Origin of the sequence: Sinorhizobium sp. NFACC03, assembly GCF_900103435.1 — a bacterium.
GTDB lineage: Bacteria > Pseudomonadota > Alphaproteobacteria > Rhizobiales > Rhizobiaceae > Ensifer.
Genome location: NZ_FMXF01000045.1, coordinates 16,423 through 42,308 on the forward strand (window position 1 = coordinate 16,423; position 25,886 = coordinate 42,308).

Here is a 25,886-nt window from a genome sequence, read left to right on the forward strand (position 1 = left end):
GGTGAAAACCGTTCGGGCATTTGTCGCAAGATAGATCTGGAGCAGCTTCGGTTGTAAACCGCTCCAGGTCTTTGTTCTTACGCATTTCCTGACGGAAAACCGCTACGCACTTTTCCTGGAAATGCTTTGGCCCCAACACGTCACAGCAGGTTTCCCATGTCCGGCTCCGTTTCTCCGCTTGCTCCGAAAACCTTCGCCGAAATGCCTTCCGTCCGCGGTGTCCGCATGGCGACCGCTGCCGCCGGCATCAAGTACAAGAACCGTACCGACGTGCTGATGATGGTGTTCGACAAGCCGGCCGCTGCAGCCGGTGTTTTCACCCGCTCCAAGTGCCCGTCTGCTCCTGTTGATTTCTGCCGCCAGAACCTTGCCGGCGGCATCGCGCGCGCTGTCGTCGTCAACTCCGGCAACGCCAATGCCTTCACCGGCAAGAAGGGACGCGAAGCCACGGAATTGACTGCAAAGTCTGCGGCGAAGGCAGTCGGTTGTGCGGAGAGCGAAGTGTTCCTCGCTTCGACCGGCGTCATCGGCGAACCGCTGGATGCGACCAAGTTTGCGGGCGTGCTCGACGATCTGGCCGTTGCCGGCAAGGAAGATTTCTGGTTCGAAGCCGCCAAGGCGATCATGACGACGGATACCTATCCGAAGGTTGCGACCCGCATGGCCGAAATCGGTGGCGTCAAGGTCACGATCAACGGTATTGCCAAGGGCGCCGGCATGATCGCGCCCGACATGGCAACGATGCTCTCCTTCGTGGTCACCGATGCAGACATCGCGCCGGCCGCACTGCAGGCTCTGCTTTCCGCGGGCGTCGGCCCGACCTTCAATTCGGTCACGGTCGACAGCGACACGTCGACCTCCGACACGCTGATGCTTTTTGCAACGGGTGCGGCGGCAGCCGACGGGCAGCCGGCAATCTCCGACGCGGCCGATGCGCGCCTCGACGCCTTCCGCGTCGCGCTCAACGACCTGCTGCGCGATCTGGCGCTCCAGGTGGTGCGCGATGGTGAAGGCGCGCGCAAGATGGTCGAAGTCACCGTCGAAGGTGCTGAAAACGACGCAGCCGCCAAGCGCATAGCGCTCTCGATCGCCAATTCGCCGCTGGTGAAGACGGCGGTTGCCGGCGAAGACGCCAATTGGGGCCGCGTGGTCATGGCCGTCGGCAAATCAGGCGAGATGGCGGAACGCGATCGGTTGGCGATCTGGTTCGGCGATGTGCGGGTGGCCGTCGAAGGCGAGCGCGATCCGACCTATTCGGAAGCGGCTGCCACTGCCGTCATGAAGGCCGAGGACATCACCATCCGCGTCGATATCGGCCTCGGCTCCGGTCGCGCCACGGTCTATACCTGCGACCTGACGAAGGAATATGTCGAGATCAACGGCGATTACCGCAGCTGAGGCTCCGGTCGAGCGATCGTAAGCAGTCTGGTATCCCGGATTGGCGAGAGGTAGCAAAATGACATCGAGTGATGCTCGGCCGGCGGGCAACGTCGCGGCCGAAGGTGGGGAAGTGGTAATGGTGGATCTTCCGAGCGTGCGCCGTCTCGAGGCCGTGGGCTTCCGGGCCTGGCCGGCAGCATCGGTGCACTATGACGGCAGCTGGCTGATCCGGCTCAACGCGGGCCATGATTCCAAGCGTCTCAACTCCGTCAACCCGCTCGATCCATCCGACTATCGCGATATTCCAGTGCGCCTTGAAAAGGCGGCCAGGCGCTTTGCGGACTATGGCCGGCCCCTGACCGTGCGCCAGACGCCGCTGACGCCGCCGCAACTCGTTGCCCATATGGATGCCGAAGGCTGGACGGCATTCAGCCGCAGCCTGGTGATGACGGCCGATCTTGCCGAGCGTGAATTCGGCGACGGCATCGATCACCTGCCGATCAAGGACGTCGGTCGCTTCGTCGATGCCTGTATCGGCATCGCCAAGGGCGATCCGAAGAGGAAGGCGGCGCTTACCGAGATCATCAATGCGATCAAGCCGGAAAGCGGCCTCTTCCTGTTTGAAGATGCCGAGACCGGGCCGACCGCCGTGGCACTCGTCGTGCAGGACAACGACCTCGCCGGCATCATGCAGTTTGCCGTGGACGAGCGGGTTCGCGGGAAGGGTGTCGGCAAGGCGATGCTCGATGTCTGCCTGCGCTGGGCGCGGCTGCGGGGAGCAAAAAAGGCCTGGCTGCAGGTCGAGGCGGAAAACAGCGCGGCGCTGGCGCTCTATCGCGGTGCCGGTTTCTCCGAGGTCTACAGCTACATCTACAGAACGCCGGGGGCTTGAGGCCATGAACGTCAGCGGAAAGAAGATCGTCCTCGTCGCCGCCTGCGCCCTGGTCGACAGCGACGGCCGCATTCTGCTGGCGCAACGGCCGGAAGGAAAGTCGCTTGCGGGTCTTTGGGAGTTTCCGGGCGGCAAGGTCGAAGCCGGCGAGACGCCCGAGGAAACCCTGATCCGTGAGTTGGACGAGGAACTCGGCATCCGCACCAAGGTCGCGTGCCTCGCGCCACTGACCTTCGCCAGCCACACCTATGAGGACTTCCATCTGCTGATGCCGCTCTATGTCTGCCGGCGCTACGAAGGGGTGGCGACCGGACGCGAGGGCCAAGCGATCAAATGGGTCAGGCCAAAGGCCCTGCGCGACTACCCGATGCCGCCGGCTGACGAGCCGTTGATACCATTTCTTATGGATTTGCTCTGAACCTACCCGAAATCTGATTGATTATTAATCGATCGTTTATCTCCCTCGCGCAAAGATAGCTCAATTCATTTTCGGTACGCATTGTTGGTGAACGGCGTACTGATTTCAGGCAGTGCGGTGGAACCAAGCTTGGGAAGGGCGCTTGCGTTCGCCGTGCTTTGTGCGTTTGTGAGGCTGGGATGGTGGACGACGATTTCTGGAGCACGGTTCAGGAAAAGGATCTGGTGACTAATCAGTCCCGCCGGACGGGTGTGCTCAATCTGTCCCTGCTGTTTGGAACGGCAGTGATCGCGCTGACGCTGATCCTGACGCCGATGCTGTCTTCGAAGAACGACAGGCGCATCATGGCCAATACGCCCGTCGACTACGACAATATTTCCACCGGCTCCATCCCCTCGAGCGGGACCACCAAGCGCTATACGGTACGGCGTAGCGTGCTGCAGGAGATGCCCGGTGCGGTCTGCATCATCGATGCGGACGGTCGCAAGAGCGGGTGCTGACCCGAACGCCTCCGGTTTTCGGCTGCTGCCGCACGTTTCGGACTGAACACGAACCGGACTGTGGAGCATGGAAAAGCTGAAACGCCTGTTTCGCGATAGAAGCGCTGGTATCGCAATCGAGTACGCGCTCATCGCCGCCATCGTCTCCCTGAGCGTGATCCTCGGGGCCGAACAGATCGGCAACGTCCTCTCAGCCGTCTACAACTCCGTCGCGACGGCTTTTCAGGGGGCCTGAGTTCGGGGCAAACACGACCGCCCTTGTTAAAGCGGTTGTTCCTTGGTGCCGAGCGCTGTCGACAGCCGCTGCTTCGCGGAGCCCGGTTTCAACGGCTTCTGCTGGCTTTCATGCGGCGCCCATCCGGACAGATAGATCACCGAGAATGTCGCGCGGACGCGGCCGTCCGGATCGGAGAAGCGTTCGGCATAGATTTCCGCGGCCCGCAGGAAGAAGCGACGCGAAACGGGCAGGCGGCTTCGGGCAGTGAGCGGGCTGGCCATGCCCATGGCGCGCAAGTCGCGCATCAGCGCAAACAGTGAATCGTAACGCACCGTATAGGTTTCGGTGTCCGTGACCGGCAGCGCGAAGCCGGCGCGTTGCAGCAGCGCGCCCACATCGCGGACATCGGCGAAGGGGATGACCCGCGGACTGGCTCCGCCCGTCAATTCCGCCTCGGCGGCTAGGAGCGCTTCGCGCAGTTCCTGCAGCGTACCGCTGCCCGGGATGGCGGCGAGAAAAAGCCCGTCGGGCTTCAGCGCCCGACGAACCTGGATGAAGGCGCCCGGCGTGTCGTTGGTCAGGTGTAGGGAGAGTGGCGAAACCACCAGGTTAAAGCTTTCCGGTTCGCCCGGAACCTCTTCAAGCGAGGCGATCGTTACCGGTGCTTGCGCAGAACCAAATCGCGCATCCGTTTCCACGCGCTCGACGGCACCGACCTTGCCCGTTGCCATGAGATGGTGGGCCGTTTGCCCGGTGTAGCCGTGCAACTCCAGCGCGCGATCGAAGTGACGTTCGACCACGCTGACGCGTTCGGCGAGTTCCTGGGCGACGATATCGAGAAGGAAACCGGCCTTCGGATCGGCGTTTCTGAGCGCCCTTGCCCGATGTGCCTCGACGAGGCTCTGGTCAAAGATTTTTTCCACGATACTGTCTCCGCAAGCTGGCCAGCAAAAAGACCTTCGGAGGTTCAAAGTCAACAGCATGGCATGGGAGAGACCGCTGTTTCCGGAGGAAGGGTGGGGGTGGGTGCTGCGGGGGCTCGTCTCCGGGGCGGTCGATCTCGTCTATCCGCCGGTCTGCTGCGGTTGCGGCCGGATGGTAGGCAGCCATCGCGCGGTTTGCGCTCCTTGCTGGTCGACGTTGCCGCTGATCGAGCGCCCTTTTTGCGATATTCTCGGGACGCCCTTTTCGGTCGACCATGGGCCGGGCTCGGTTTCGCCCGAAGCCATTGCCAATCCGCCGGCCTTCGACCGTCTGCGGTCGGTGGCAATCCATGAGGGCATTGCCCGTGATCTGGTGCACGGGCTGAAATATCGCGATCGCACCGATCTTGCGCCGATGATGGCGGAATGGATGATCCGGGCGAGTGACGGTGCGGTTGCCTCGGCCGATGCGATCATCCCGGTGCCATTGCACGCCTTTCGGCTCTGGAGGCGTCGGTTCAACCAATCGGCGGAACTGGCACGGGCCATCGCGCGGCTCTCCGGCAGGCCTTATCAACCCGATGTGCTCAAGCGTATCCGACGCACAAGCCGGCAGGTGGGCCTTGCCCGGCAGGCACGTGAGGACAATGTGCGCGGTGCCTTCGCGGTCTCGGAAGACGGCAAGGCGGGTCTCCGTGGGAACAGCGTGGTTCTCGTCGACGATGTATATACGACCGGTGCAACCGTCTCTGCAGCGACCCGTGCGCTGAAGCGGGCGGGAGCCGGGCCGGTCACGGTTTTGACCTTTGCAAGAGCCATATCCGGTCTTATATGACAATCAGTTATCCGGCACGGTGGCCGGTGAAGGAGCGATTGAGGATCATGGCTTCAGTGGTCATTTATACGCGTCAGTTCTGCGGTTATTGTTCGGCGGCCAAGAAACTATTGGAAACCAAGGGCGTGCCCTTTCTCGAACATGACGCAACCTATGATCCGAAGGTGCGGCAGGTGATGATCGAAAAGGCGCATGGCGGCTCGACCTTCCCGCAGATCTTCATCAATGACATTCATGTCGGCGGCTGTGACGATCTGCACGCGCTGGAACGCGCCGGCAAACTCGATGCGCTGCTGGCGGCCTGAGGCGGATCTGACGTTTCGCACATCGCCAACGCGAGGCTGTGTTGGCCGCGTGCACCAGGAGTAGAACGACGATGACCTTCAAGGCTGCAGCCATTCAGATGTGCTCCGGCGTCGATCCGCTAGACAACGCGGAGACGATGGTCCGGCTGGTGCGCGAGGCGGCGGCTCAAGGGGCGATCTATGTCCAGACGCCGGAAATGACCGGCGCGCTCCAGCGGGACCGGGCGGCTCTGCGCGCGATCCTGAAAGATGAGGCGAACGACATCATTGCCGGTGCAGCGGCGAAGCTCGCCGGTGAACTCGGGATCTACCTCCATGTCGGCTCGACGCCGATCGCGCTTGCCGACGGCAAGATCGCCAATCGCGGCCTCTTGTTCGGACCAGATGGTCACAAGATCTGCGACTATGACAAGATCCACATGTTCGATGTTGACCTCGACAACGGCGAAAGCTGGCGGGAAAGTGCTGCCTATCAGCCCGGCGGCACGGCACGCATTGCCGATCTCGACGTCGGCAAGCTTGGTTTCACCATCTGCTACGACGTGCGCTTCCCGGAGCTCTTCCGGCAACAGGCGGTCGCCGGCGCCGAGATCATGTCGGTTCCCGCCGCCTTCACGCGCCAGACCGGCGAGGCGCATTGGGAAATCCTCCTTCGCGCCCGTGCGATCGAGAACGGTCTCTTCGTCATCGCCGCGGCGCAAGGCGGCACGCATGAGGACGGGCGCGAGACCTTCGGCCATTCGATGATCGTCGATCCCTGGGGCAGGGTGCTTGCTTCGGCCGGACCGAGCGGCGAGGCGATCGTGCTTGCCGAAATTGATGTCGCCGCCGTGCATGCGGCACGCGCAAAGATACCGAACTTGAAGAACGCCCGCAGTTTCGTGCTCGATGAAGTGGTGCCAACCGGGAAGGGAGGCGTTGCCGCTTGATCCGCTATACAATTTCCTGCGACAACGGCCACGCCTTCGAAGGCTGGTTTTCGTCGAGTGACGATTTTGACCGCCAGGTCGACCGCAAGCTGGTTTCCTGTCCCACCTGCAATTCAACGTCCGTTGCCAAGCAACTGATGGCGCCTTCGGTCGCGACCGCGCGCAAGAAGGAAGCGACGCGGGCGGTGATCATGGATCAGGCGCAGAAAGAAACGATCGCCAAGATCCGCGAACTGGTGAAGACCGTGCGCGAGAACGCCGAGGACGTTGGCGAGCGCTTTCCCGAGGAAGCGCGCAAGATCCATTACGGCGAAGCGGAAGAACGCGGCTTGATTGGTAAGGCGACGGCGAAAGAGGCTGTGGCGCTGCTTGAGGAAGGAATTGCGGTCGCGCCGCTGCCGATCTTGCCTGACGAGGTCAACTGACGCGCGGTCTATTGGCGCCTCGGGTTCGCGTTATTTGCTACCTGCTCTTTAAAAACAACGTCTTGCTTCCCACCTCGCGGCTTCGCAACGGGAGATTTTTCAGCCAATGACTTTGTCCGAGCTTCGCATTTCCACCGATCGCCTCGTCATCCGGCCATTTGTGCCCGACGATTTTGCAGCCTTCTTCGCCTATCACCGGCTGCCGGACGTCTATCGCTATCTCTATCAAGAACCGCTGGACGAGACGGCTGCGCGAGCGAAGTTCGCCAAGGCTTCAGCGCCGGAACTTGCTGACGACGGGGATGTCGCGGTGTTCGCGGTCGAACGCCAGGAGGATGGCGCTCTGATTGGCGAGGTGCTGCTGAAGCTCGCAAGCCGGGCGGCCGAGCAGGCGGAGACCGGCTACATCTTCAATCCGGCATTCGCCGGCAAGGGCTATGCCACCGAGGCGATGCGCGCCATTCTCGATCTCGGCTTTTCGACGCTGCACTTCCACCGGATTTTTGCCCGGCTCGATGCGCTGAACAAGGGATCGGTTGGTGTCGTCGAACGTCTCGGCATGCGCCGCGAAGCGCATCTGATCGAGAATGACCGGTTCAACGGCACCTGGGGCGACGAACTCGTCTATGCGCTGCTGAAACGAGAATGGCAGGCCAAGTCTGAGATCGGCTGAGTCCGCAGACGAGCCGGCCAGCGGCGTTACAGCGGACGCTTGGCGACGAGCATGTAGTTGACGTCCATATCCTTGGACAGGTTCCACTGATTGGCGAGCGGATTGAAGAAGACGCCGGTGCGTTCAGTGACTTCGAGACCGCTCGCTGAGAGCGGCTTTTCCAGTTCTTCCGGGCGTACCAGCTTTTCATACTGGTGGGTGCCGCGCGGCAGCCAACGCAGCACGTTTTCGGCGGCGAAGATGGCAAGGGCTGCTGCCTTCATGGTGCGGTTGATCGTGGCGACGAACATCAGACCGCCAGGTCGAACCATATGGGCACAGGTGGTCATGAAGAAATCGACGTCGGCGACGTGCTCGACCACTTCCATATTGAGCACGATGTCAAAACTCTCGCCGGCTTCGGCGAGCGCTTCCGCGGTCACAGCGCGATAGTCGACCGCCACGCCGCTCCCGGCCGCATGCGTCTTGGCGATGCCGATGTTTTTCTCTGAGGCGTCGGCGCCGAGGACGTCTGCACCCATGCGCGCCATCGGCTCGGACAGGAGGCCGCCGCCGCAGCCGATATCGAGCAGCCGCAGACCTTTCAGCGGTTGCGGGCCCTTGGGATCGCGACCGAAATGTTCGGCCACCTTGTCGCGAATGTAGGCAAGGCGAACGGGATTGAACTTGTGCAGCGGCCGGAACTTGCCGGTCGGGTCCCACCACTCCGCAGCCATGGCGGAGAACCGGTCTACCTCGCTCTGGTCGATCGTCGTGCGTGCGGTCTCGCTCATGTCGCCGTCTCCTTGCATCGTCTCTGGTGAAGTCGGACGATCGGGCAGGGAAGTCAAGAGCCGACGCTGGGCCAGATGGGCGCAGGTCAGGCGGGCGCGTTGTTCTACCTGCTCTATTGCGCATCCGCCTGCGGCTGGTAGTGCAGGATGACCACGCCCGATTTCAGTGGGCGAGAGTGGGTCAATTTGAGTTCCGTTCGCTTCAACCCCGGCTTGAACAGGGGCACGCCGTTGCCCAGAAGCACCGGATTGATGCCGAGACGATACTCATCGACGAGGCCCTTCGCGATCAGCCCTGCAGCGAAGTCCGCACTGCCGAAAACGAAGATCGTGCCGCCATCGCGTTGCTTCAGCCGTTCGACTTCCTTGGCGGCGTCGCCGGTCAAGAGTGTCGTCCTGTGCCAATCGGCGGATGTCAGCGTGCGCGAGAAGACGAACTTCTCGACGCCGTTCATGAAGGTGGCGATGTTACCTTCGGCGGACGGCCAATAGGCCGCCATCATTTCATAGGTCACGCGGCCGAAGAGCAAAGTGTCCGCTTCGAGTTGCGTTTCGCCGATATAGGCGGCGAGTTCGTCCTCGAAGACGAACCAACCGATGTCATGCCCCGGTGCTTCGAAGAAGCCGTCGACGCTGACCATGTCCCACATGATGACCCTGCGCATTGTCTCTCTCCGTTGCTGCATGTCCTGGCATGGGGAAGATTGGCAAAACTGATATAGTTTTGCAAGTGGTTTATCTTTCGAACCAGATTGATTCGCGGCATGGCTCTTCGCCGTGCTAGCATTCTTAGGATCTGCGGCGGATGGGGGAATTCATGGCGCTTGGCAGGATCGACTGGGCAGTCGCTGTCGTTGCGCCGAAGCCTTCTGATCAGCTGCTCGAAATCGGCTGCGGTCACGGCGTTGCAGTGACCAAGGTTTGCGAGCGGCTTGTCGACGGGGGGATTGTAGCCATCGATCGATCGGCCACCATGGTCGCGGCGGCAATGCGCCGAAATGCTGCACACCTTGCTGCCGGGCGGGCCATCGTGCAGGTCGCGGACCTTCGCTCACTCGATCTGGATCATCGCCGCTTCGACAAGGTGTTTGCGATCCGCGTCGGCGTCTTTACGCGGGGCGATCCCACGCGTGAGTTTGCTGCGCTGGTACGGCTGTTGAAGCCGGAAGGGCGCCTCTTTCTCTTTCACGACGAGCCGTCCACGGGTGCGGATGAGGTTGGCGCGCGGATCGAAGCGGCAGTTCTTCGCCATCGGTGGAACGTCGAGGCTCGGTCGACGCACGTCTTCGACGGCGGCGAGGTCGCCTGCGTGATCGCCCGGCCGCCTTCCTAGCTACGATGCAGAAGGTGACGCCCGCTCATCGCGGGCGTCACGGGTGCCATCGGGTTCGCTTGCGCGATCGCTAGCCGAGTTCGCTCGCCGCAGCTGAGGCGAAGAAGTCTTCCGGGTCCTCGACTTCGACGAGCCGGCGCTTTTCGATCAGCCAGAAGCGGTTGCCGACATTGCGCACGAAGCTGCGGTCGTGGGAGACCAGAAGGCAGCTCGTCTCGTGTTTCAGCAACTCCGCCTCGAGTGCCTCCTGGCCCTCGATGTCCAGATGGTTGGTCGGCTCGTCGAGCAGGTAGAAGTTAGGCTCCTTCAGGCGCAATACCAGCATGGCGAGGCGCGCCTTCTGGCCGCCGGAGAGTCGGCCGATTGCCTTCTCCTGCATGTCGATGCCGACACCGGTACCGACAAGGAAGGTGCGCGCCCGCTGATCGCCGAGCGAAAAGCGGCGGGAGAGGGCGGCAAGCGGCGTCTCGTCGTCCGAAAGCCCGGCAAGCGCCTGGTCGCTGTAGCCGAGCACCAGCGAAGGCGTCGCCTTCAGTGTATCTGGCGCGCGGCCGGGCTCCTCGATCGCGGCACGGATCAGGTTGACGAGCCGCGTCTTGCCGGCGCCGTTTTCGCCCAAGAGCACGATGCGATCGCCCTGGCAGATCCAGCGCTTGCCGGTGCGGAAGAGCGCCGTGCCGTCCGGCGTTTCGACCGGGACGTCGTCCAGTGTCACCAGGATCTTGGCGTGGGTGCCGCGGTTGGCGAGCCGGATCGCGCCGGCGGAGCGCTCCTGATGCGCCGGTTTCGCCGCGTCCTCCAGCCGTTCGGCTCGCTGCTTCAACTGTTTCGTCTTCACGGTCAGCAAATCGCTGCCGGAATTGATGCCGATGTTGTTGAGCTTGGCGGCCTGGCGGCGAAGCTGTTGCGCCACCTTCATGTCACGCTGATAGCGCCGCTCCTCGGAGGCGTCCACTTCATCGAGGGTAGCGCGCGCCCGCGAATAGGGGAGCGCGAAGATTGGCGATTGCTCGGGTCTGAGGAACAGCGTCCGGTTGGTGGTGGCGTCCAGGAAGGCGCGGTCGTGGCTGGCGACGAGCACCGGCACGTCGCGCGGCAGGGCGTTCAGCCAGGCTTCGAGCCGGGCGATCTTGGCGAGATCGAGGTGGTTGGTCGGCTCGTCCAGGAGCAGGGCGTCCGGATCGCTGACCCAGACGCGGGCGAGAAGCATGAGCCGCTGCCAGCCGCCGCTCAGTTCCGAGACCGCACGCTGGCGCAGCACTTCCGGCACGTCGAGCGAATCGAGCACGATGTCGACGCGCCAGCTCTCATTTTCCGCCTGGTCGGCCGGAAGGGCCGAAAGAACGGCGTCGTGGAAGGAGAGGGGCAGCAAGGCGGCCGCAACGTTCTGCTCGACATGGCCGATGGTCAGGCTGCGTGAGCGCGTGATTTCCCCGGCCGTCGGATCGAAGCTGCCTGCGATCGATTTCAGCAGGGTCGTCTTTCCGCGGCCATTCGCGGCGACGATGCCGATACGGTCACCGGCGGCGACGGAGAGGTTGAGGTTGGAAAAAAGCGGTGCGCTCAGGTTGACGCCGAGGTTGCGGATATTGATCAAGGCCATGGTCGATCTCTGGACTGCGCGAGCGACGATGAGACATCCGTGGCGGCACTTCAGGCCGGGTTTTCGGATGATTGGACCCGGAACAGCACGCATGCTGTCAACGGGCAGTCAGCTCGGTATTGGAAGACGATGCAGGCGCTTAAACCGAAACGGTTCCGCACTGCATCACTCTGGGCAGACCAGGGATAGGATCGCGATTTTCGCGAAAGGATGTCTGGTCAGCCCTGCAAACGCATCTGCAGGGCTTGGACGGGGCCACGCTGGCGGTGGTGCCGGAAAAATGTCATCACGTGCAGCCCCCCTTTCTCGAATTCAAGTTGCGAGCCACCTTTAGCATCGAAGCCGGTAATTTTCAACGTGGCATTGCGGGGTCTATCGGTACGGATATTTCCGTGAATTCCTGTCCTGGGCAATATTGTTGCGAAATGCGGGGTCGTGGTGCGCGGCGAGCCCCGAATCTGTGTCCGCGTGCCATTGCGTGCCGCCCCCTGATCCGCTAAGAGACGCCGCGACTTTCCGCTCCCCGAAGCGGTGACTGCCGATGTCCGAGAAGTCTCCCAAGCTTTTTGACCGTCGGGCGCCGGCGGGGGCTTTCCTGTCACGCGCGCCTGCGCGCGCTAAATTGGGTACCGGTAGAGGCACATGGCACGCATCGTGATGAAATTCGGCGGAACCTCCGTCGCTGATTTGGACCGCATCCACAATGTCGCCCGCCATGTGAAACGCGAGGTCGATGCCGGCCACGAAGTCGCCGTCGTCGTTTCCGCCATGTCCGGCAAGACCAATGAGCTGGTCGGCTGGGTGCAGAACATGCCGAAGGCAACCGGCGCCAACTCGCCGTTCTACGACGCGCGCGAATACGATGCGATCGTTGCTTCCGGCGAACAGGTGACGTCCGGTCTGCTTTCGATCGCGCTGCAGTCGATGGGCATCAATGCCCGCTCCTGGCAGGGTTGGCAGATCCCGATCCGCACCGACAACGCCCATGGCGCTGCCCGCATCCTCGATATCGACGGGGCCGAGATCATCCGCCGCATGGGCGAGGGCCAGGTGGCCGTCGTCGCCGGCTTCCAGGGCCTTGGCCCCGACAATCGCCTCGCCACACTCGGCCGCGGCGGTTCCGACACCTCGGCCGTTGCTATCGCCGCTGCCGTCAAGGCCGACCGTTGCGACATCTATACCGACGTCGATGGCGTCTACACGACCGACCCGCGCATCGAGCCGAAGGCGCGGCGGCTTAAGAAAATCGCGTTCGAGGAAATGCTGGAAATGGCATCGCTCGGCGCCAAGGTGCTGCAGGTGCGCTCGGTCGAGCTCGCCATGGTGCACAAGGTTCGCACCTTCGTGCGTTCGTCTTTCGAAGATCCCGATGCGCCGGGCATGGGTGACCTTCTCAATCCGCCCGGTACGCTGATTTGTGATGAGGATGAGATCGTGGAACAGGAAGTCGTAACCGGCATTGCCTATGCCAAGGATGAAGCCCAGATTTCGCTGCGCCGTCTCGCCGACCGGCCGGGCGTCTCCGCCGCGATCTTCGGCCCGCTTGCTGAAGCCCATATCAACGTCGACATGATCGTTCAGAACATCTCCGAGGACGGTTCGAAGACCGACATGACCTTCACGGTTCCGTCGGGCGATGTCGACAAGGCACTGAAGGTGCTCGGCGACAACAAGGAAAAGATCGGCTACGACGTCGTCCAGTCCGAGGCCGGCCTCGTCAAGGTATCGGTCATCGGCATCGGCATGCGCAGCCATGCCGGCGTCGCCGCGTCCGCATTCCGCGCGCTTGCCGACAAGGGCATCAACATCAAGGCGATCACCACTTCCGAGATCAAGATTTCGATCCTGATCGACGGTCCCTATGCGGAATTGGCAGTTCGCACTTTGCATTCCGCTTACGGTCTCGATAAGAGTTAATCGACAGACGACCGATTTGGGATTCGCGGCGGTTTTGCCCGCGTATCCCCTTGCCGCCGTCACCTCTATTTCGGGAGACCCCACGCGATGAGAGACCTTTCCGCAGGTCCGCGCGTTCTCCTCAAGCGGTTGCGCGAGTTGATGGCGGAACCGCTGGAGCCGCAGGAGCGCCTTGACCGTATCGTGCGCCAGATCGCGCAGAACATGGTTGCGGAAGTGTGTTCGGTCTATGTGCTGCGTTCCGACGGCGTGCTCGAACTCTACGCGACGGAAGGTCTGAACAAGGCGGCCGTCCACCTGGCGCAATTGAAGATGGGGCAGGGCCTCGTCGGCACGATCGCCGCCTCGGCGCGGCCGCTCAATCTTTCCGACGCCCAGTCGCATCCGGCCTTTACCTACCTGCCGGAAACCGGTGAAGAGATCTACCACTCCTTCCTCGGCGTGCCGATCCTGCGCACGGGCCGCGCGCTTGGCGTTCTCGTCGTCCAGAACAAGGCGATGCGCAACTATCGCGAGGACGAGGTCGAGGCGCTCGAGACGACGGCCATGGTTCTCGCCGAGATGGTGGCGACCGGTGAGCTCAAGAAGATCACCAAGCCGGGCCTCGAGCTCGACCTCTCGCGTCCCGTCTCGATCGAGGGCAACAGCTATGGTGAAGGCATCGGCCTTGGCTATGTCGTCCTGCACGAACCGAGGATCGTCGTCACCAACCTCCTCAACGAGGACACCGACCAGGAATTGCAGCGACTTGCCGAAGCGCTGGGGTCGCTGCGCATCTCGATCGACGACATGCTGTCGCGCCGCGAGGTGTCGATGGAGGGCGAGCACCGGGCGGTGCTCGAAACCTACCGCATGTTCGCCCATGATCGCGGCTGGGTGCGCAAGCTCGAAGAGGCGATCCGCAACGGCCTGACGGCGGAGGCGGCAGTCGAGCGCGTCCAGAGCGAAACCAAGGCGCGGATGATCCGGCTGACGGACCCGTACTTGCGCGAGCGCATGCATGATTTCGACGATCTGGCCAACCGCCTGCTGCGCCAGCTTTCCGGCTATGGCGCCAAGCTTTCGGCCAGCGACTTCCCGACCGATGCGGTGATCGTCGCGCGTGCCATGGGCGCTGCCGAACTGCTCGACTATCCGCGCGAAAACGTGCGCGGTCTGGTGCTCGAAGAGGGCGCCGTCACCAGCCACGTGGTGATCGTCGCCCGTGCCATGGGCATTCCGGTCATTGGCCAGGCGACGGGCGCGGTGGCGCTTGCGGAAAACCGCGATGCGATCATCATCGACGGCGACGATGCCAAGGTGCACTTGCGGCCGCTCGCCGACCTGCAGCGCGCCTACGAGGAAAAGGTTCGCTTCCGGGCACGGCGCCAGGCGCAGTTCCGGGCGCTGAAGGACGTCGAGCCGCTGACCAGAGACGGCAAGCGCATCACGCTGCAAATGAATGCAGGCCTGCTCGTGGACCTGCCGCATCTGAACGAGGCGGGGGCAGAAGGCATCGGCCTGTTCCGCACCGAACTTCAGTTCATGATCGCCTCGACCATGCCGAAGGCGGAAGAACAGGAAGCGTTTTACCGCAGTGTGCTGAAGCAGACGGGCGGCAAGCCCGTGACCTTCCGCACCCTCGACATCGGCGGCGACAAGGTCGTCCCCTATTTCCGCGCAGCGGAAGAGGAAAATCCGGCACTTGGCTGGCGCGCGATCCGGCTTTCGCTCGATCGCCCCGGTCTGCTGCGGACCCAGCTTCGCGCGATGCTGCGCGCGGCGGCCGGTGCCGAGCTCAAGCTGATGCTGCCGATGGTCACCGAAGTTTCCGAACTCAGGATTGCACGCGACCTGCTGCAGAAGGAAATCGAGCGGCAGTCGAAACTTGGCGAACAGTTGCCGCGCAAGCTGCAGTTCGGCGCCATGCTGGAAGTGCCGGCGCTCTTGTGGCAGCTCGACGAACTGATGATGGAAGTGGACTTCGTCTCGGTCGGCTCGAATGATCTCTTCCAGTTCGCGATGGCGGTCGATCGGGGCAATGCCCGCGTATCCGATCGTTTCGACGTGCTCGGGCGGCCGTTCCTCAGGATCCTGCGCGACATCGTGCGCGCCGGCGACCGGCACGAAACCCCGGTGACGCTCTGCGGCGAGATGGCGAGTAAGCCGCTCTCGGCCATGGCGTTGCTGGGCTTAGGTTTCCGTTCGGTTTCGATGTCGCCGACGGCCGTAGGGCCGATCAAGGCGATGCTGCTGGCGCTCGACGCGGGCAAGCTTGGTGCCGCGCTCAATGCGGCGCTGGACGACACACGCGACCAGACGTCCGTTCGCCAGATGCTGGTGGATTTCGCCGCGGAAAACGGCATTCCGGTTTAGATTGAATTGACGCGTCGCGACCCTCGTCCGGACTATGATCCGGGCGAGGGGAGATGCATTTGGAGTGAGACTTGGCAAAGCTTCCCGTTGAAAAGATGCGCGAACTGGAACGTCGGTTCGGTGAGATCGAGGCCCGCATGTCGGCCGGCCCGGCCGCGGACGTTTATGTCAAGCTCGCCTCGGAATATTCCGAACTGCAGCCGGTCGTGACGAAGATCCGCGCCTACGAGAAGGCGATGACCGAGCTTGCCGACATCACTGCCATGCTCGCCGACAAATCGACCGACCGGGAGATGCGCGATCTCGCCGAAATGGAAAAGCCCGAGGTCGAAGCGACGATCGAGGCACTGGAGCAGGAAATCCAGATCCTGCTTCTGCCGAAGGATGCGGCCGACGAGAAGAGTGCGATCCTCGAAATTCGCGCCGGTACCGGCGGATCGGAAGCGGCGCTTTTTGCCGGCGATCTCTTCCGCATGTACGAGCGGTACGCGGCCGGCAAGGGCTGGCGCGTCGAGGTGCTTTCGGCGAGCGACGGTGAAGCCGGCGGGTTCAAGGAAATCATCGCGACAGTTTCGGGGCGCGGCGTGTTCTCGCGGCTGAAATTCGAATCCGGCGTGCACCGCGTGCAGCGCGTACCGGAGACCGAGGCGAGCGGCCGCATCCATACCTCAGCCGCAACCGTCGCCGTATTGCCTGAGGCCGAAGACATCGACATCGAGGTCCGGCCCGAGGATATCCGCATCGACACCATGCGTTCGTCGGGTGCCGGCGGTCAGCACGTCAACACGACGGACTCGGCCGTGCGCATCACCCACCTTCCGACCGGTCTCGTCGTCACCAGTTCGGAAAAGTCGCAGCACCAGAACCGGGCAAAGGCGATGCAGGTCCTGCGCTCGCGCCTCTACGATATGGAGCGTCAGCGCGCCGACAGCGAACGCTCGGCCGACCGCAAGAGCCAAGTGGGCTCGGGCGACCGCTCCGAGCGCATTCGCACCTATAATTTCCCGCAGGGCCGCCTCACCGATCACCGCATCAACCTGACGCTCTACAAGCTCGATCGGATGATGATGGGCGAGATCGACGAGGTCGTCGATGCGCTGCTTGCCGACTACCAGGCGAGCCAGCTGGCGCTGCTCGGCGAACAGCGGGGCTGAGCCATGGCGGAAACGCTCGCGAGCCTCGTTGCCGAAAGCCGCGACCGCCTGCAAGCGGGCGGCATAGAGAATGCGGCGCTCGACGTGCGGCATCTGATCTCCGGCCTGCTCGACATGTCGCTGAGCGCGGTCGTGTCTCGGGGCAGGGACCCGGTTTCGGATGAGGACGCTGCCCGGATCCGGGTGGCGGTGGCGCGGCGACTGGCACGCGAACCGGTCTACCGTATTCTTGGTGAACGCGAATTTTTCGGCCTGCCGCTGAAACTTTCGAAGGAAACGCTGGAGCCTCGCCCGGACACCGAGACGCTCGTCGATCGGATGATCCCTTATCTGCGTGCGGTGGTAGCGCGAAAGGGCGGTTGCGCGCTTATCGATCTCGGCACCGGTACTGGGGCGATTTGTATCGCGCTGCTGTCGCAAGTTCTTGAAGCAAGGGGCACGGCTACCGATATATCCAAGGACGCACTGGCAACGGCGACGGCGAATGCAGCTGCGCTCGGTCTTGCGGAACGGTTCCGGCCGCTTCTCAGCAACTGGTACGAAAAGGTGGATGGTCGCTACGATGTGATCGTCTCAAATCCGCCGTATATCCGGTCCAGTGTCGTCCATGAGCTTGAGCCGGAGGTGAGACTTCACGACCCGGCCGCAGCGCTTGATGGCGGAGAAGACGGGCTTGATGCCTATCGCGCCATCGCTTCTCAGGCTGGTCATCATCTTGAGACAAACGGCGTGATAGGCTTGGAAATCGGTTTCGACCAGAAAGAGGCGGTGACGGCGTTGTTTAGCGCCGAAAATTTCCGTCTGCGTGAAGAGGCGAAGGATCTCGGCGGTAATGACCGCGTCCTGATCTTCGAACGCGACACAAACCGTTGAAAAAATGCTGCACTGACGCATCTTCTTTCTTGCACAGGCAAAGAAAGGGCTTGGAATCCCAGAGGAAGCGGGCTAGTTTGCCCGCGCACTGGGCAGAAGGTCATGGACCTAAGATTCGTTCCGGTATGACCTGGCCACGGGGATTGCTCTCAAGAAAGAGTTGCTAGGGTTCAACAAGTGCCTTGTGCGGGTACCTGTTAATTTGACGCCAGTCGGCGCCGAAGCCGCCATTGTGCGAGCGCAACGGCGCGTGTTCTGTCGGGCGTGAACGGATCCGGCCGGAAGACGAAACCACATGATCATCATTATCAAGAGAATTCGGGTGAATGTACTATGAGGCCAGGACAGCAAAACAAGCGCGGCCGCGGGCGGAATAACAATAGCAACAACAATAACAATGGAAATAACAACAACCACAACCGCAAGGGCTCGAACCCGCTGACGCGGACCTATGACAGCTCCGGCCCGGATGTGAAGATTCGCGGTACTGCTCAGCACATCGCCGAGAAGTACTCAGCGCTTGCGCGCGATGCACAGAGCTCCGGCGACCGCGTCATCGCAGAAAACTACCTTCAGCACGCCGAACACTACAACCGCATCATTGCTGCCGCACAGGCGCAGATGCAGGACCGGTTCCAGCGTGATGACCGTCAGGATTTCCGCGGCCACGACGGGTCCGATCAGGACCAGGACGATCTGGATCAGGGCTACAGCGACGACATGCCGACCCCGGTTGCCGCAGCTCAGGCACCTGCTCCCGAGCCGCAGCCTGTCGTCATCGACGGCACGGGCCCGCAGCCGGTGATCGAAGGCACACCGGCGGAAGTCGCGATGGAAGAGGAAGCCCCGGCTGCCTCCGGCCGCGCCGCATCCCGCCGCCGCAACGCGCCGCGTCCACGCCGTCCGCGCCGCAGCGCACAGGAAGGTGCCGCTGACGAAGCCCAGGCTTCGGGCGATGCCGCTCCGGAAGCACCGGCGCTCGCCGCTTCCGAATAAGCGGCGGTCTATCAGCGTTGCCCATTCTCAGGGCACGACAAAAACCCGGCCTGTCACGGCCGGGTTTTTCTTTGTCTGGTCATCGGCGATCAAACGTCGACGCTGTCGACGATCAGTGCGGCAAGATTGGCGCTGGCGGCCGTCTCGTTCGTCCGGCCGCGGATCAGCTCGCGGCCGATCGCCTCGGCTGCTCCTGCGATACCGGTGCAGCGCAGGCGCAAATCGTCGGAGGGAATTTTCGCGAAGGGTCCGAGTGCCGCCTGGATCGCGGCGACATAGTCGTCGACCTGTTGCTGCTGCGTCGCGATCATGTCCGCGTTGCCGCGTAGCGCTCCTGAGATGGCCTGCCATTCCTCACCACTGTCGACGGCACAGTCGATGTAAACCGAGCTGATGATGTCGGCGACCGCATCGAGCTCTTTCGGTGCCCCCGTAAGCGCGGCCTGCAGTTTGGTTGCGTGGCGGTCTTCGATTTCCTGGGAAAGCGCGATCAAAAGCCCCTCGCGCGTGCCGAAATGCTCGTAGGCGATCGGCTTGCTGACGCCGGCGCGTTCGGCGAGGTGGCCGAGCGTCAGGGCGTCGGCGCCGCACTCGCGCAGGATCTCCTTGGCGGTCTCGATCAACTGGGCACGCCGTTCGGGCTTGGCGAGCTTTCGGCTTTTGGTCGGGGCCATCGATCGCAATCCTTTTCGCGTCGGCTCGTGGCTCTTGAAAGCGGCGTTCGGCAACCTATCTACCAATAGTAAGTTACTAATGGTAGGTTCGGCAATCAGCCAGACACTTTTCGTTTAGGAGATAGGAAGATGTCGAGCAAGTTTCAGCCTGTTTTGATCATCGGCGGTTCCGGGGTTGTCGGATCGCAGGCGGCGAAAATCATCCGCCGGCTCCACCCGACATTGCCGATCGCTATCGGCGGCCGTGATTTCGGCAAGGCCGAGGCCGTCGCGCGCGAGGTCGGAAACGCCATCGGCGTCAGCGTCGATCTGGCGCGGCCGGATATCGGCCTTGGCGACGAGAAGCGTTTCAGTGCCGTCGTCATTTTCCTGAAGGATGAGAAGCTGAGCTCGATGCGCTACGCCCAGCGCCACGGCGTCCCCTATATCAGCCTTTCCAGCGGCACCTTCGAAGTGGGGCCGGAAATGGCGCAATATATCCACGCGCCGGACAAGGCGCCGATCCTGCTCGCCAGCCACTGGCTTGCCGGGGCCGCCATCTTCCCGATCCTCGAATTCGCCAAGGCCTATGAGGCGATCGACACGATCCGCATCGGGGTCCTGCTTGACGAACAGGACATGGGCGGGCCGGCAGCACTTGCCGACTACAATCGCATCACCGGCCTCGCGCCGGCGGCATTGACGGTCAAGGAGGGCAGGCTCCACTGGGCTGGCTGCGAGGATTCGGAGGCGCGCTATCGAAGCGTCGACGGTGTCGAACTCGATGCGGTCGCCTATTCGCCCTTCGATGTCATGGCGCTTGCGGCCCGGACCGATGCCGGCGATATCCGGCTGGATCTCGCCTATAGCGAATCCGCGAGCCGGCGCCGCGGCGAGCCGTTCTCGACTGAGATCGTCATCGAGATGACGGGACGGGGGAAGGATGGCCAGCCTCTCGACCATCGCCATGAGATCGTGCACCCCGAAGGCCAGGCGCCGCTAACCGCCCTTGGTGTTGCGCTCGCCGTGGAACGCATGCTCGGCCTCGAAGGTGGCGAAGCGTCGGCTCCCGGCCTCTATCTCCCGGAGGTTTTGATCGACCCGGCCTACTACGTGCGACGCATGAAGGAGTTCGGAGCTTCATTCGCCGAACGGTCGCTGATGGCGGCTTAGCGAACCAACCGGCTTCTCGCCTCCCTGAGTACAAAAGTGGCCGCGCGGCAAACCGTCGAGCGGCCGCATTTTTCGGTTGCAGATTTCCGTCCAGAGACCAGCGACGGCTCTTTAATTTCCAAAATCGGTGCCCCATATTCGCTTCGGATGCGTTGATCCGGCGCAAGGCGGGGATCGCTCCACACTGACAGGCTTGCCGAATGCGGGAGCCTGATCCTGAACCACCGACAGGTGCCACACGATGGGCCTGCCGGGTTATGGAGGTAGAGTATGAACATTGAAAAATATTCCGAGCGCGTGCGCGGTTTTCTGCAATCGGCACAGACCTATGCGCTGGCGCAAGGACATCAGCAGTTCACGCCCGAGCATGTGCTGAAAGTGCTGCTCGACGACGATCAAGGCATGGCCGCTTCGCTGATCGAGCGCGCCGGGGGCGACGCCCGCGAGGCGCGCGCCGGCAATGATGCAGCACTTGCCAAGCTTCCCAAAGTTTCCGGTGGCAATGGCTCCGTTTACCTGTCGCAGCCGCTCGCCCGGGTCTTTTCGAGTGCCGAAGAGGCCGCGAAGAAAGCTGGCGACAGCTTTGTCACCGTCGAACGGCTGCTGCTGGCGCTTGCGATCGAGAGCTCGGCCGCGACATCAGGCATTCTCGCCAAGGCCGGCGTGACCCCGACCAAGCTCAACCAGGTGATCAACGACATCCGCAAGGGCCGCACCGCCGATAGCGCAAATGCAGAGCAAGGGTTCGACAGCCTCAAGAAATATGCGCGCGACCTGACGGCCGATGCCCGTGAAGGCAAACTTGACCCGGTGATCGGCCGTGACGATGAGATCCGGCGCACCATCCAGGTGCTGTCGCGCCGCACCAAGAACAACCCGGTGCTGATCGGTGAGCCCGGCGTCGGCAAGACCGCGATCGCCGAGGGCCTTGCCCTACGCATCGTCAATGGCGACGTGCCGGAAAGCCTCAAGGACAAGCGGCTGATGGCGCTCGACATGGGCGCGCTGATTGCCGGTGCGAAGTATCGCGGCGAGTTCGAGGAGCGGCTGAAGGCCGTTCTCAACGAGGTGCAGGCCGAAAACGGCGAGATCATCCTGTTCATCGACGAGATGCACACGCTGGTCGGTGCCGGCAAGGCGGAAGGAGCAATGGATGCCTCCAACCTCTTGAAGCCGGCGCTTGCGCGCGGCGAGCTGCATTGCGTTGGCGCCACTACGCTTGATGAATATCGCAAGCACGTGGAGAAGGACGCGGCGCTCGCCCGCCGGTTCCAGCCTGTCATGGTCGAGGAGCCGACGGTCGAGGACACGATCTCGATCCTGCGCGGCCTGAAGGAGAAGTACGAGCAGCACCACAAGGTCCGGATCTCGGATTCGGCGCTGGTTGCCGCCGCGACGCTCTCCAACCGCTACATTACGGACCGGTTCCTGCCGGACAAGGCGATCGACCTCATGGACGAAGCGGCGTCGCGTCTGCGGATGCAGGTGGACTCCAAGCCTGAAGAGCTCGATGAGCTCGACCGACGCATCATCCAGCTGAAGATCGAGCGCGAGGCCCTGAAGAAGGAAACCGATGCATCGTCGAAGGATCGGCTGGAGAAGCTCGAGTTTGACCTCGCTTCGCTCGAAGAGCAGGCATCGGCCCTGACGGCCCGCTGGCAGGCCGAGAAGCAGAAGCTCGGCCGGGCTGCCGATCTCAAGAAGCAGCTTGACGAAGCCCGCAACGAACTGGCGATCGTCCAGCGCAAGGGCGAGTTCCAGCGCGCCGGCGAATTGACCTACGGTGTCATTCCGAAGCTCGAGAAGGAGCTTTCCGATGCCGAAAGCCAGGAAAACGCCAATGCCAACCCGATGGTGCAGGAGGTCGTGACCCCCGACAACATCGCGCATGTCGTCTCGCGCTGGACCGGCATCCCTGTTGACAAGATGCTGGAAGGCGAACGCGACAAGTTGCTCAGGATGGAGGACGAACTGGCGAAGTGGGTCGTTGGCCAGGGCGACGCCGTGCAGGCGGTCTCCCGTGCGGTCAGGCGCTCGCGTGCCGGGCTTCAGGATCCGAACCGGCCGATCGGCTCGTTCATCTTCCTTGGGCCCACTGGCGTCGGCAAGACGGAGCTCACCAAGGCGCTTGCCCGTTTCCTCTTCGACGACGAGACCGCGCTGATGCGTATCGACATGTCGGAATACATGGAGAAGCACTCCGTGGCCCGGCTGATCGGTGCACCTCCCGGCTATGTCGGCTACGAGGAAGGCGGAGCCCTGACCGAGTCCGTCCGTCGCCGGCCCTACCAGGTCGTACTGTTCGATGAGATCGAGAAGGCGCATCCGGATGTCTTCAACGTGCTCCTGCAGGTGCTCGATGACGGTCGCCTGACCGATGGTCAGGGCCGCACCGTCGACTTCCGCAACACGATGATCATCATGACCTCGAACCTCGGGGCTGAGTATCTGGTCGGACTTGGCGAAAACGAAGACAGCGATGTCGTTCGCGACCAGGTGATGGATGTCGTCAAGTCGGCCTTCCGGCCGGAGTTCCTCAACCGCGTCGACGAGATCATCCTGTTCCACAGGCTGCGTCGCTCGGAGATGGGTGCGATCGTCGATATCCAGCTCGAAAGGCTGCGCAAGCTGCTTACCGAGCGCAAGATCACGCTGGAGCTTGAGGATGACGCTCGAGCCTTCCTTGCCGACAAGGGATACGACCCGGCCTATGGTGCACGTCCGCTGAAGCGGGCGATCCAGAAATACCTGCAGGATCCGCTCGCCGAGAAGATCCTGCAGGGCGAGTTCCCGGATGGTTCGTCCGTCAAGGTGCTTGCCGGCTCCGACCGCCTCAACTTCAAGCGCGGAGCGACGGCGGACAAGGAAGCCGCCTGACAAGGCATCAAACACAGAGGCCGCCCTTCGGGGCGGCCTTTTTTGCTTGTGCAGACTTTGGAAGAGGGGAGGGGTGCCTAGTTGCTTGCGACTTCGGCGCCATCCTTGTTCAGCAACTCGTCGATGCGATCGCGCTCCTTCTCGAACTTCGCCAGCGCGTCGCCGGAAAGCGACTTGCCGCCGGGAAGGCGGATGCGCAGTGGATCGACCTTGTTGCCGTTGACGATCAACTCGTAATGCAGGTGCGGACCGGTCGAAAGGCCCGTTGTGCCAACCCAGCCGATCACCTGGCCCTGGACGACCTTGTTGCCGACTTTGACGTTCTTGGCGATGGCGCTCTGGTGGTTGTACGACGACACGTAGCCGTTGGCGTGGCGGATCAGAGTCTGGTTGCCATAGCCGCCGGAATCCCAGCCGGCCTTTTCCACGACGCCGCTGCCGGCAGCAATGATCGGTGTTCCGCGGGGTGCTGCCCAGTCGACGCCGGTATGCATGCGCGAGAAGCCGAGGATCGGGTGGCGGCGCATGCCGAAGCCGGAGCGGAAATGGCCGTTCGGCACGGGGTTGCGCAGCAGGAACTGGCGGATGCTTTTGCCTTCGGTATCGAAGTAGTCGATCGAATTGTCTTCCGGATCCTGGAACCGGTAGAAGGCGGTGACCGCATCGCCGAATTTGGCGCGGACATAGAGAAGCTCGGATTCTTCCGTCGCCATGCCGCGTTCGTCGGTCACGGAGAAGAAGGCTTCAAGCGAGTCCGTCGGCTTCAGCTGCGCCTGGAAATCGACGTTGCTGGCGAGCAGCTTGACGACGAGGCTGACCATGTCGGCGCTCATGCCATAGGAAAGAGCGGCGCGGTAGATGCCATCATAGACGCGCGGCAGATCGTGGCTGCTGGTCATGACCGGCGCGCCGTTGTCATCGAAGGCGGTGGCGACCGCGTCGAGCTTCGGCGGTTCCGCACCCGGAACGAAGCGGCCCTTGTCGTCGACCGCCATCGTCAGCACATGGCGGTTGCGCGAATAGATGGTGGCGCGCACGATGCGGGCCTCGTCGCCCTTCTGCGCTTCGCCGTTCTGAATGATGCCGATGCGCAGGACATCGCCCTCGCTCAGTTCATTCGCACCGAGCGCGTCGCCGATATAGCCGGCGGCGTCTTCGGCCTGCGCCTTGGCATAACCGGCATTGACCATGACGGTCGCGATATCGGTCTGGCGCCGCACCGGAATGATGTCGTCGGCGTATTCGGTGCTTTCTTCGTCGATGGTCTCGTAGGCGGCATCGCTCTTGTTCTGCTCGACGATGCGGGCGGTCAGGCCCTGGAGCAGATCAAGCCCGTCGCTCTCCGACGCGAAGCGCTGCGGATCGACGTAATAGAGTGACGCGACCTGGGTGCTGCCCTCGGTCAGGACCGAACCGTTGGTGCGGACATTTTCCTCGACCTCTTCGAGCGACATCGAGCTGTCGAAGGCAATGCCGCCTTTCAGCGGGAAGTCGACGGTCTTCAGCGCCACTTCGGAATCGACGTTCGAGCCATAGAGCGTACCGGTGCGGGCGACCGGGGATTCCTCGTCCGCCTCGTCGGTGGAGAAGATCGCCAGCGGATCGAAGTCCGGATAGTTTTCCGAGGGCTGATGGTTGGCGGCAAGCGCCATCTTGACGTGAACAAAGGGTTGCTTGCGCACCACTTCTTTCTCGCCGTCATGGGTCATGGTGGAAACTTCCATGACGGTCTTGTCGGCCGGCTTGGCGACGAGTTTGGGCGAAAGGATGCGACCGCCGCGCACCGCGCGTGCCTGCTCGTCTCCGTTCGGCGCGCTGTCGAGCGCCGCATAGGCTTCGGCGGGGATGGCCAACTGTTGGCGCCCGTCGAGTGCTGCAAAAAGAGCAACGCCCATAAGAAGGCTTGAGGTGATGCCGGTCAGAAAGGTGCCGGAAAGCCAGCGGAGGGAGATCTCACGCCTGTCGGGCGCGCGGCGGCCATGCGCAAGGATCGGCGGCTGATCGCCGAGCGACCTGACCATGTTCTTGTCGGTGTTCATGCCGAACTGAGTGTCCCCGATTTCTCTAAACCGTATTCTTGCCTGCGATACGTTGCGCGAAGATGTGCATCTTTCGCGTAACGGAGTCAAATCGCGGGGGAGGGGAGAGGGCGGATATCCAAGAGATCCCACGCCTACCCGCGCGAAAGCATCCGCGAAGCATCGTCGTTCTCGCTTAGATCGGCGGATTGTGAAAAAGTGAGGGCCAAAATGTGTCTCCACAGGCCCGGGAGAGAGGGTAAAACTTTTTTGGGGGCTCAAAGCCCTGCGTTTCCGGCCTTTGTCAGAAATCTGTCATTTTTTTCCAAAAAGCCTGTTGACGTCTTGGAGGTGTGGGGTCTATAAGCCCGATCACTGACGAGGGCGGCGGCGCTGCTGGCGACGACGACCTTCGCTCTAGAGTTTCCCTGGTTGGCTGAGGCTGATTTTGGGGTCTGAGGCGAGAGTTTCGGGCTTGTTGGAAACGGTTTGACGGACGGTGAGTTCGTCGGTTTTTTGACAATTGAATATAGAGAAAGAGAAACGTGGGCGGCGGAGCTCGTGAGGAACTCGAAAGGGTTCTTTCGGAAAGAGACTTTGGCGGTCACGTTTTAACAAGAGACTACACCTATTTTCTCAACGATGGTTTTCGGATTGTTGTTGA

The 25,886-nt window shown here is 62.4% G+C and carries 24 protein-coding genes; 18 read left to right on the forward strand and 6 right to left on the reverse strand.

Features of this window, described 5'->3' with window-relative positions; all coding sequences use genetic code 11:
- Positions 1-156 precede the first annotated feature (156 nt).
- The 5 genes from argJ to BLU35_RS31990 all read left to right on the forward strand — a co-directional run bounded on the left by argJ (position 157) and on the right by BLU35_RS31990 (position 3,425).
- On the forward strand, positions 157-1,398 hold the full coding sequence (gene argJ, locus BLU35_RS31970) for a bifunctional glutamate N-acetyltransferase/amino-acid acetyltransferase ArgJ (RefSeq protein WP_058323919.1): 1,242 nt from the start codon (positions 157-159) through the stop codon (positions 1,396-1,398).
- Positions 1,399-1,456: 58 nt separating this feature from the next.
- Complete coding sequence (locus BLU35_RS31975; RefSeq protein ID WP_057254789.1) at positions 1,457-2,272, forward strand: GNAT family N-acetyltransferase; 816 nt, start codon at positions 1,457-1,459, stop codon at positions 2,270-2,272.
- A 4-nt stretch (positions 2,273-2,276) separates the two neighbouring features.
- On the forward strand, positions 2,277-2,690 hold the full coding sequence (gene mutT, locus BLU35_RS31980; RefSeq protein ID WP_057254790.1) for an 8-oxo-dGTP diphosphatase MutT: 414 nt from the start codon (positions 2,277-2,279) through the stop codon (positions 2,688-2,690).
- A 179-nt stretch (positions 2,691-2,869) separates the two neighbouring features.
- Positions 2,870-3,190, forward strand: coding sequence for a hypothetical protein (locus tag BLU35_RS31985; protein ID WP_057254791.1), 321 nt, complete (start codon positions 2,870-2,872; stop codon positions 3,188-3,190).
- A gap of 67 nt (positions 3,191-3,257) precedes the next feature.
- Entirely contained in the window at positions 3,258-3,425 is a 168-nt protein-coding gene (locus BLU35_RS31990; protein ID WP_082616149.1) for a Flp family type IVb pilin, read from the forward strand.
- Between the two features lie 26 nt (positions 3,426-3,451).
- On the opposite strand, the gene BLU35_RS31995 is transcribed toward BLU35_RS31990, so the two are convergent.
- The gene (locus BLU35_RS31995) at positions 3,452-4,330 is read right to left on the reverse strand and encodes a methyltransferase domain-containing protein (RefSeq protein ID WP_057254792.1); all 879 of its coding nucleotides are present in this window, start codon (positions 4,328-4,330) and stop codon (positions 3,452-3,454) included.
- Positions 4,331-4,388: 58 nt separating this feature from the next.
- Here BLU35_RS31995 and BLU35_RS32000 point away from each other — a divergent pair, with 58 nt between their 5' ends.
- The 5 genes from BLU35_RS32000 (at position 4,389) to BLU35_RS32020 (ending at position 7,497) form a co-directional block, all read left to right on the forward strand.
- Positions 4,389-5,165 (forward strand): ComF family protein, encoded by a 777-nt coding sequence (locus BLU35_RS32000; protein WP_058325822.1) that lies wholly within the window; start codon positions 4,389-4,391, stop codon positions 5,163-5,165.
- A gap of 47 nt (positions 5,166-5,212) precedes the next feature.
- Entirely contained in the window at positions 5,213-5,470 is a 258-nt protein-coding gene (gene grxC, locus BLU35_RS32005; RefSeq protein ID WP_057254794.1) for a glutaredoxin 3, read from the forward strand.
- A gap of 71 nt (positions 5,471-5,541) precedes the next feature.
- A complete protein-coding gene (locus BLU35_RS32010; protein ID WP_058325821.1) occupies positions 5,542-6,399 on the forward strand; it encodes a carbon-nitrogen hydrolase family protein in 858 nt (285 codons plus the stop codon).
- A complete protein-coding gene (locus BLU35_RS32015; protein ID WP_058325820.1) occupies positions 6,396-6,824 on the forward strand; it encodes a DUF1178 family protein in 429 nt (142 codons plus the stop codon). Before BLU35_RS32010 ends, BLU35_RS32015 begins: the two co-directional genes overlap by 4 nt.
- A gap of 106 nt (positions 6,825-6,930) precedes the next feature.
- Positions 6,931-7,497 (forward strand): GNAT family N-acetyltransferase, encoded by a 567-nt coding sequence (locus tag BLU35_RS32020; RefSeq protein WP_058325819.1) that lies wholly within the window; start codon positions 6,931-6,933, stop codon positions 7,495-7,497.
- A 26-nt stretch (positions 7,498-7,523) separates the two neighbouring features.
- Here the strand turns inward: BLU35_RS32020 and ubiG are convergent, their stop codons facing one another.
- Both ubiG and BLU35_RS32030 read right to left on the reverse strand, forming a co-directional pair.
- Entirely contained in the window at positions 7,524-8,270 is a 747-nt protein-coding gene (ubiG, locus tag BLU35_RS32025) for a bifunctional 2-polyprenyl-6-hydroxyphenol methylase/3-demethylubiquinol 3-O-methyltransferase UbiG (protein WP_093236124.1), read from the reverse strand.
- Positions 8,271-8,383: 113 nt separating this feature from the next.
- The gene (locus BLU35_RS32030; protein ID WP_058325817.1) at positions 8,384-8,935 is read right to left on the reverse strand and encodes a dihydrofolate reductase family protein; all 552 of its coding nucleotides are present in this window, start codon (positions 8,933-8,935) and stop codon (positions 8,384-8,386) included.
- 140 nt (positions 8,936-9,075) lie between these two features.
- Here BLU35_RS32030 and BLU35_RS32035 point away from each other — a divergent pair, with 140 nt between their 5' ends.
- Positions 9,076-9,603 carry an SAM-dependent methyltransferase gene (locus BLU35_RS32035; protein ID WP_093236125.1) on the forward strand — a complete coding sequence of 176 codons (528 nt, stop codon included), beginning with the start codon at positions 9,076-9,078 and terminating at the stop codon, positions 9,601-9,603.
- Positions 9,604-9,673: 70 nt separating this feature from the next.
- On the opposite strand, the gene BLU35_RS32040 is transcribed toward BLU35_RS32035, so the two are convergent.
- Positions 9,674-11,206, reverse strand: coding sequence for an ABC-F family ATP-binding cassette domain-containing protein (locus BLU35_RS32040; RefSeq protein ID WP_093236126.1), 1,533 nt, complete (start codon positions 11,204-11,206; stop codon positions 9,674-9,676).
- Between the two features lie 642 nt (positions 11,207-11,848).
- On the opposite strand from BLU35_RS32040, the gene BLU35_RS32045 reads away from it, so the two are divergent.
- The 5 genes from BLU35_RS32045 (at position 11,849) to BLU35_RS32070 (ending at position 18,501) form a co-directional block, all read left to right on the forward strand.
- Complete coding sequence (locus BLU35_RS32045; protein ID WP_057254802.1) at positions 11,849-13,123, forward strand: aspartate kinase; 1,275 nt, start codon at positions 11,849-11,851, stop codon at positions 13,121-13,123.
- Between the two features lie 87 nt (positions 13,124-13,210).
- Positions 13,211-15,478 carry a phosphoenolpyruvate--protein phosphotransferase gene (gene ptsP / locus BLU35_RS32050; RefSeq protein ID WP_057254803.1) on the forward strand — a complete coding sequence of 756 codons (2,268 nt, stop codon included), beginning with the start codon at positions 13,211-13,213 and terminating at the stop codon, positions 15,476-15,478.
- A gap of 71 nt (positions 15,479-15,549) precedes the next feature.
- On the forward strand, positions 15,550-16,632 hold the full coding sequence (gene prfA, locus BLU35_RS32055; protein ID WP_093236127.1) for a peptide chain release factor 1: 1,083 nt from the start codon (positions 15,550-15,552) through the stop codon (positions 16,630-16,632).
- A gap of 3 nt (positions 16,633-16,635) precedes the next feature.
- On the forward strand, positions 16,636-17,505 hold the full coding sequence (gene prmC, locus BLU35_RS32060) for a peptide chain release factor N(5)-glutamine methyltransferase (protein ID WP_093236128.1): 870 nt from the start codon (positions 16,636-16,638) through the stop codon (positions 17,503-17,505).
- Positions 17,506-17,838: 333 nt separating this feature from the next.
- Positions 17,839-18,501, forward strand: coding sequence for a DUF4167 domain-containing protein (locus BLU35_RS32070; protein ID WP_057254806.1), 663 nt, complete (start codon positions 17,839-17,841; stop codon positions 18,499-18,501).
- 89 nt (positions 18,502-18,590) lie between these two features.
- On the opposite strand, the gene BLU35_RS32075 is transcribed toward BLU35_RS32070, so the two are convergent.
- Positions 18,591-19,175, reverse strand: coding sequence for a TetR/AcrR family transcriptional regulator (locus BLU35_RS32075; protein ID WP_057254807.1), 585 nt, complete (start codon positions 19,173-19,175; stop codon positions 18,591-18,593).
- Positions 19,176-19,304: 129 nt separating this feature from the next.
- On the opposite strand from BLU35_RS32075, the gene BLU35_RS32080 reads away from it, so the two are divergent.
- Positions 19,305-20,327 (forward strand): SDR family oxidoreductase, encoded by a 1,023-nt coding sequence (locus BLU35_RS32080; protein WP_058325812.1) that lies wholly within the window; start codon positions 19,305-19,307, stop codon positions 20,325-20,327.
- A gap of 270 nt (positions 20,328-20,597) precedes the next feature.
- Positions 20,598-23,204, forward strand: a complete 2,607-nt coding sequence (gene clpB / locus BLU35_RS32085) for an ATP-dependent chaperone ClpB (RefSeq protein WP_057254809.1) — start codon at positions 20,598-20,600, stop codon at positions 23,202-23,204.
- 77 nt (positions 23,205-23,281) lie between these two features.
- Here the strand turns inward: clpB and BLU35_RS32090 are convergent, their stop codons facing one another.
- On the reverse strand, positions 23,282-25,243 hold the full coding sequence (locus BLU35_RS32090) for a M23 family metallopeptidase (protein ID WP_093236129.1): 1,962 nt from the start codon (positions 25,241-25,243) through the stop codon (positions 23,282-23,284).
- Positions 25,244-25,886: the final 643 nt, after the last annotated feature.

Excerpts from the sequence above, each read along its gene's own strand:
- argJ (WP_058323919.1), top strand. The coding sequence starts at position 157 with ATGTCCGGCTCCGTTTCTCCGCTTGCTCCGAAAACCTTCGCCGAAATG.
- BLU35_RS31975 (WP_057254789.1), top strand. The coding sequence starts at position 1,457 with ATGACATCGAGTGATGCTCGGCCGGCGGGCAACGTCGCGGCCGAAGGT.
- mutT (WP_057254790.1), top strand. The coding sequence starts at position 2,277 with ATGAACGTCAGCGGAAAGAAGATCGTCCTCGTCGCCGCCTGCGCCCTG.
- BLU35_RS31985 (WP_057254791.1), top strand. The coding sequence starts at position 2,870 with ATGGTGGACGACGATTTCTGGAGCACGGTTCAGGAAAAGGATCTGGTG.
- BLU35_RS31990 (WP_082616149.1), top strand. The coding sequence starts at position 3,258 with ATGGAAAAGCTGAAACGCCTGTTTCGCGATAGAAGCGCTGGTATCGCA.
- BLU35_RS32000 (WP_058325822.1), top strand. The coding sequence starts at position 4,389 with ATGGCATGGGAGAGACCGCTGTTTCCGGAGGAAGGGTGGGGGTGGGTG.
- grxC (WP_057254794.1), top strand. The coding sequence starts at position 5,213 with ATGGCTTCAGTGGTCATTTATACGCGTCAGTTCTGCGGTTATTGTTCG.
- BLU35_RS32010 (WP_058325821.1), top strand. The coding sequence starts at position 5,542 with ATGACCTTCAAGGCTGCAGCCATTCAGATGTGCTCCGGCGTCGATCCG.
- BLU35_RS32020 (WP_058325819.1), top strand. The coding sequence starts at position 6,931 with ATGACTTTGTCCGAGCTTCGCATTTCCACCGATCGCCTCGTCATCCGG.
- ubiG (WP_093236124.1), bottom strand. The coding sequence starts at position 8,270 with ATGAGCGAGACCGCACGCACGACGATCGACCAGAGCGAGGTAGACCGG.
- BLU35_RS32030 (WP_058325817.1), bottom strand. The coding sequence starts at position 8,935 with ATGCGCAGGGTCATCATGTGGGACATGGTCAGCGTCGACGGCTTCTTC.
- BLU35_RS32035 (WP_093236125.1), top strand. The coding sequence starts at position 9,076 with ATGGGGGAATTCATGGCGCTTGGCAGGATCGACTGGGCAGTCGCTGTC.
- BLU35_RS32040 (WP_093236126.1), bottom strand. The coding sequence starts at position 11,206 with ATGGCCTTGATCAATATCCGCAACCTCGGCGTCAACCTGAGCGCACCG.
- BLU35_RS32045 (WP_057254802.1), top strand. The coding sequence starts at position 11,849 with ATGGCACGCATCGTGATGAAATTCGGCGGAACCTCCGTCGCTGATTTG.
- ptsP (WP_057254803.1), top strand. The coding sequence starts at position 13,211 with ATGAGAGACCTTTCCGCAGGTCCGCGCGTTCTCCTCAAGCGGTTGCGC.
- prmC (WP_093236128.1), top strand. The coding sequence starts at position 16,636 with ATGGCGGAAACGCTCGCGAGCCTCGTTGCCGAAAGCCGCGACCGCCTG.
- BLU35_RS32070 (WP_057254806.1), top strand. The coding sequence starts at position 17,839 with ATGAGGCCAGGACAGCAAAACAAGCGCGGCCGCGGGCGGAATAACAAT.
- BLU35_RS32075 (WP_057254807.1), bottom strand. The coding sequence starts at position 19,175 with ATGGCCCCGACCAAAAGCCGAAAGCTCGCCAAGCCCGAACGGCGTGCC.
- BLU35_RS32080 (WP_058325812.1), top strand. The coding sequence starts at position 19,305 with ATGTCGAGCAAGTTTCAGCCTGTTTTGATCATCGGCGGTTCCGGGGTT.
- clpB (WP_057254809.1), top strand. The coding sequence starts at position 20,598 with ATGAACATTGAAAAATATTCCGAGCGCGTGCGCGGTTTTCTGCAATCG.
- BLU35_RS32090 (WP_093236129.1), bottom strand. The coding sequence starts at position 25,243 with ATGAACACCGACAAGAACATGGTCAGGTCGCTCGGCGATCAGCCGCCG.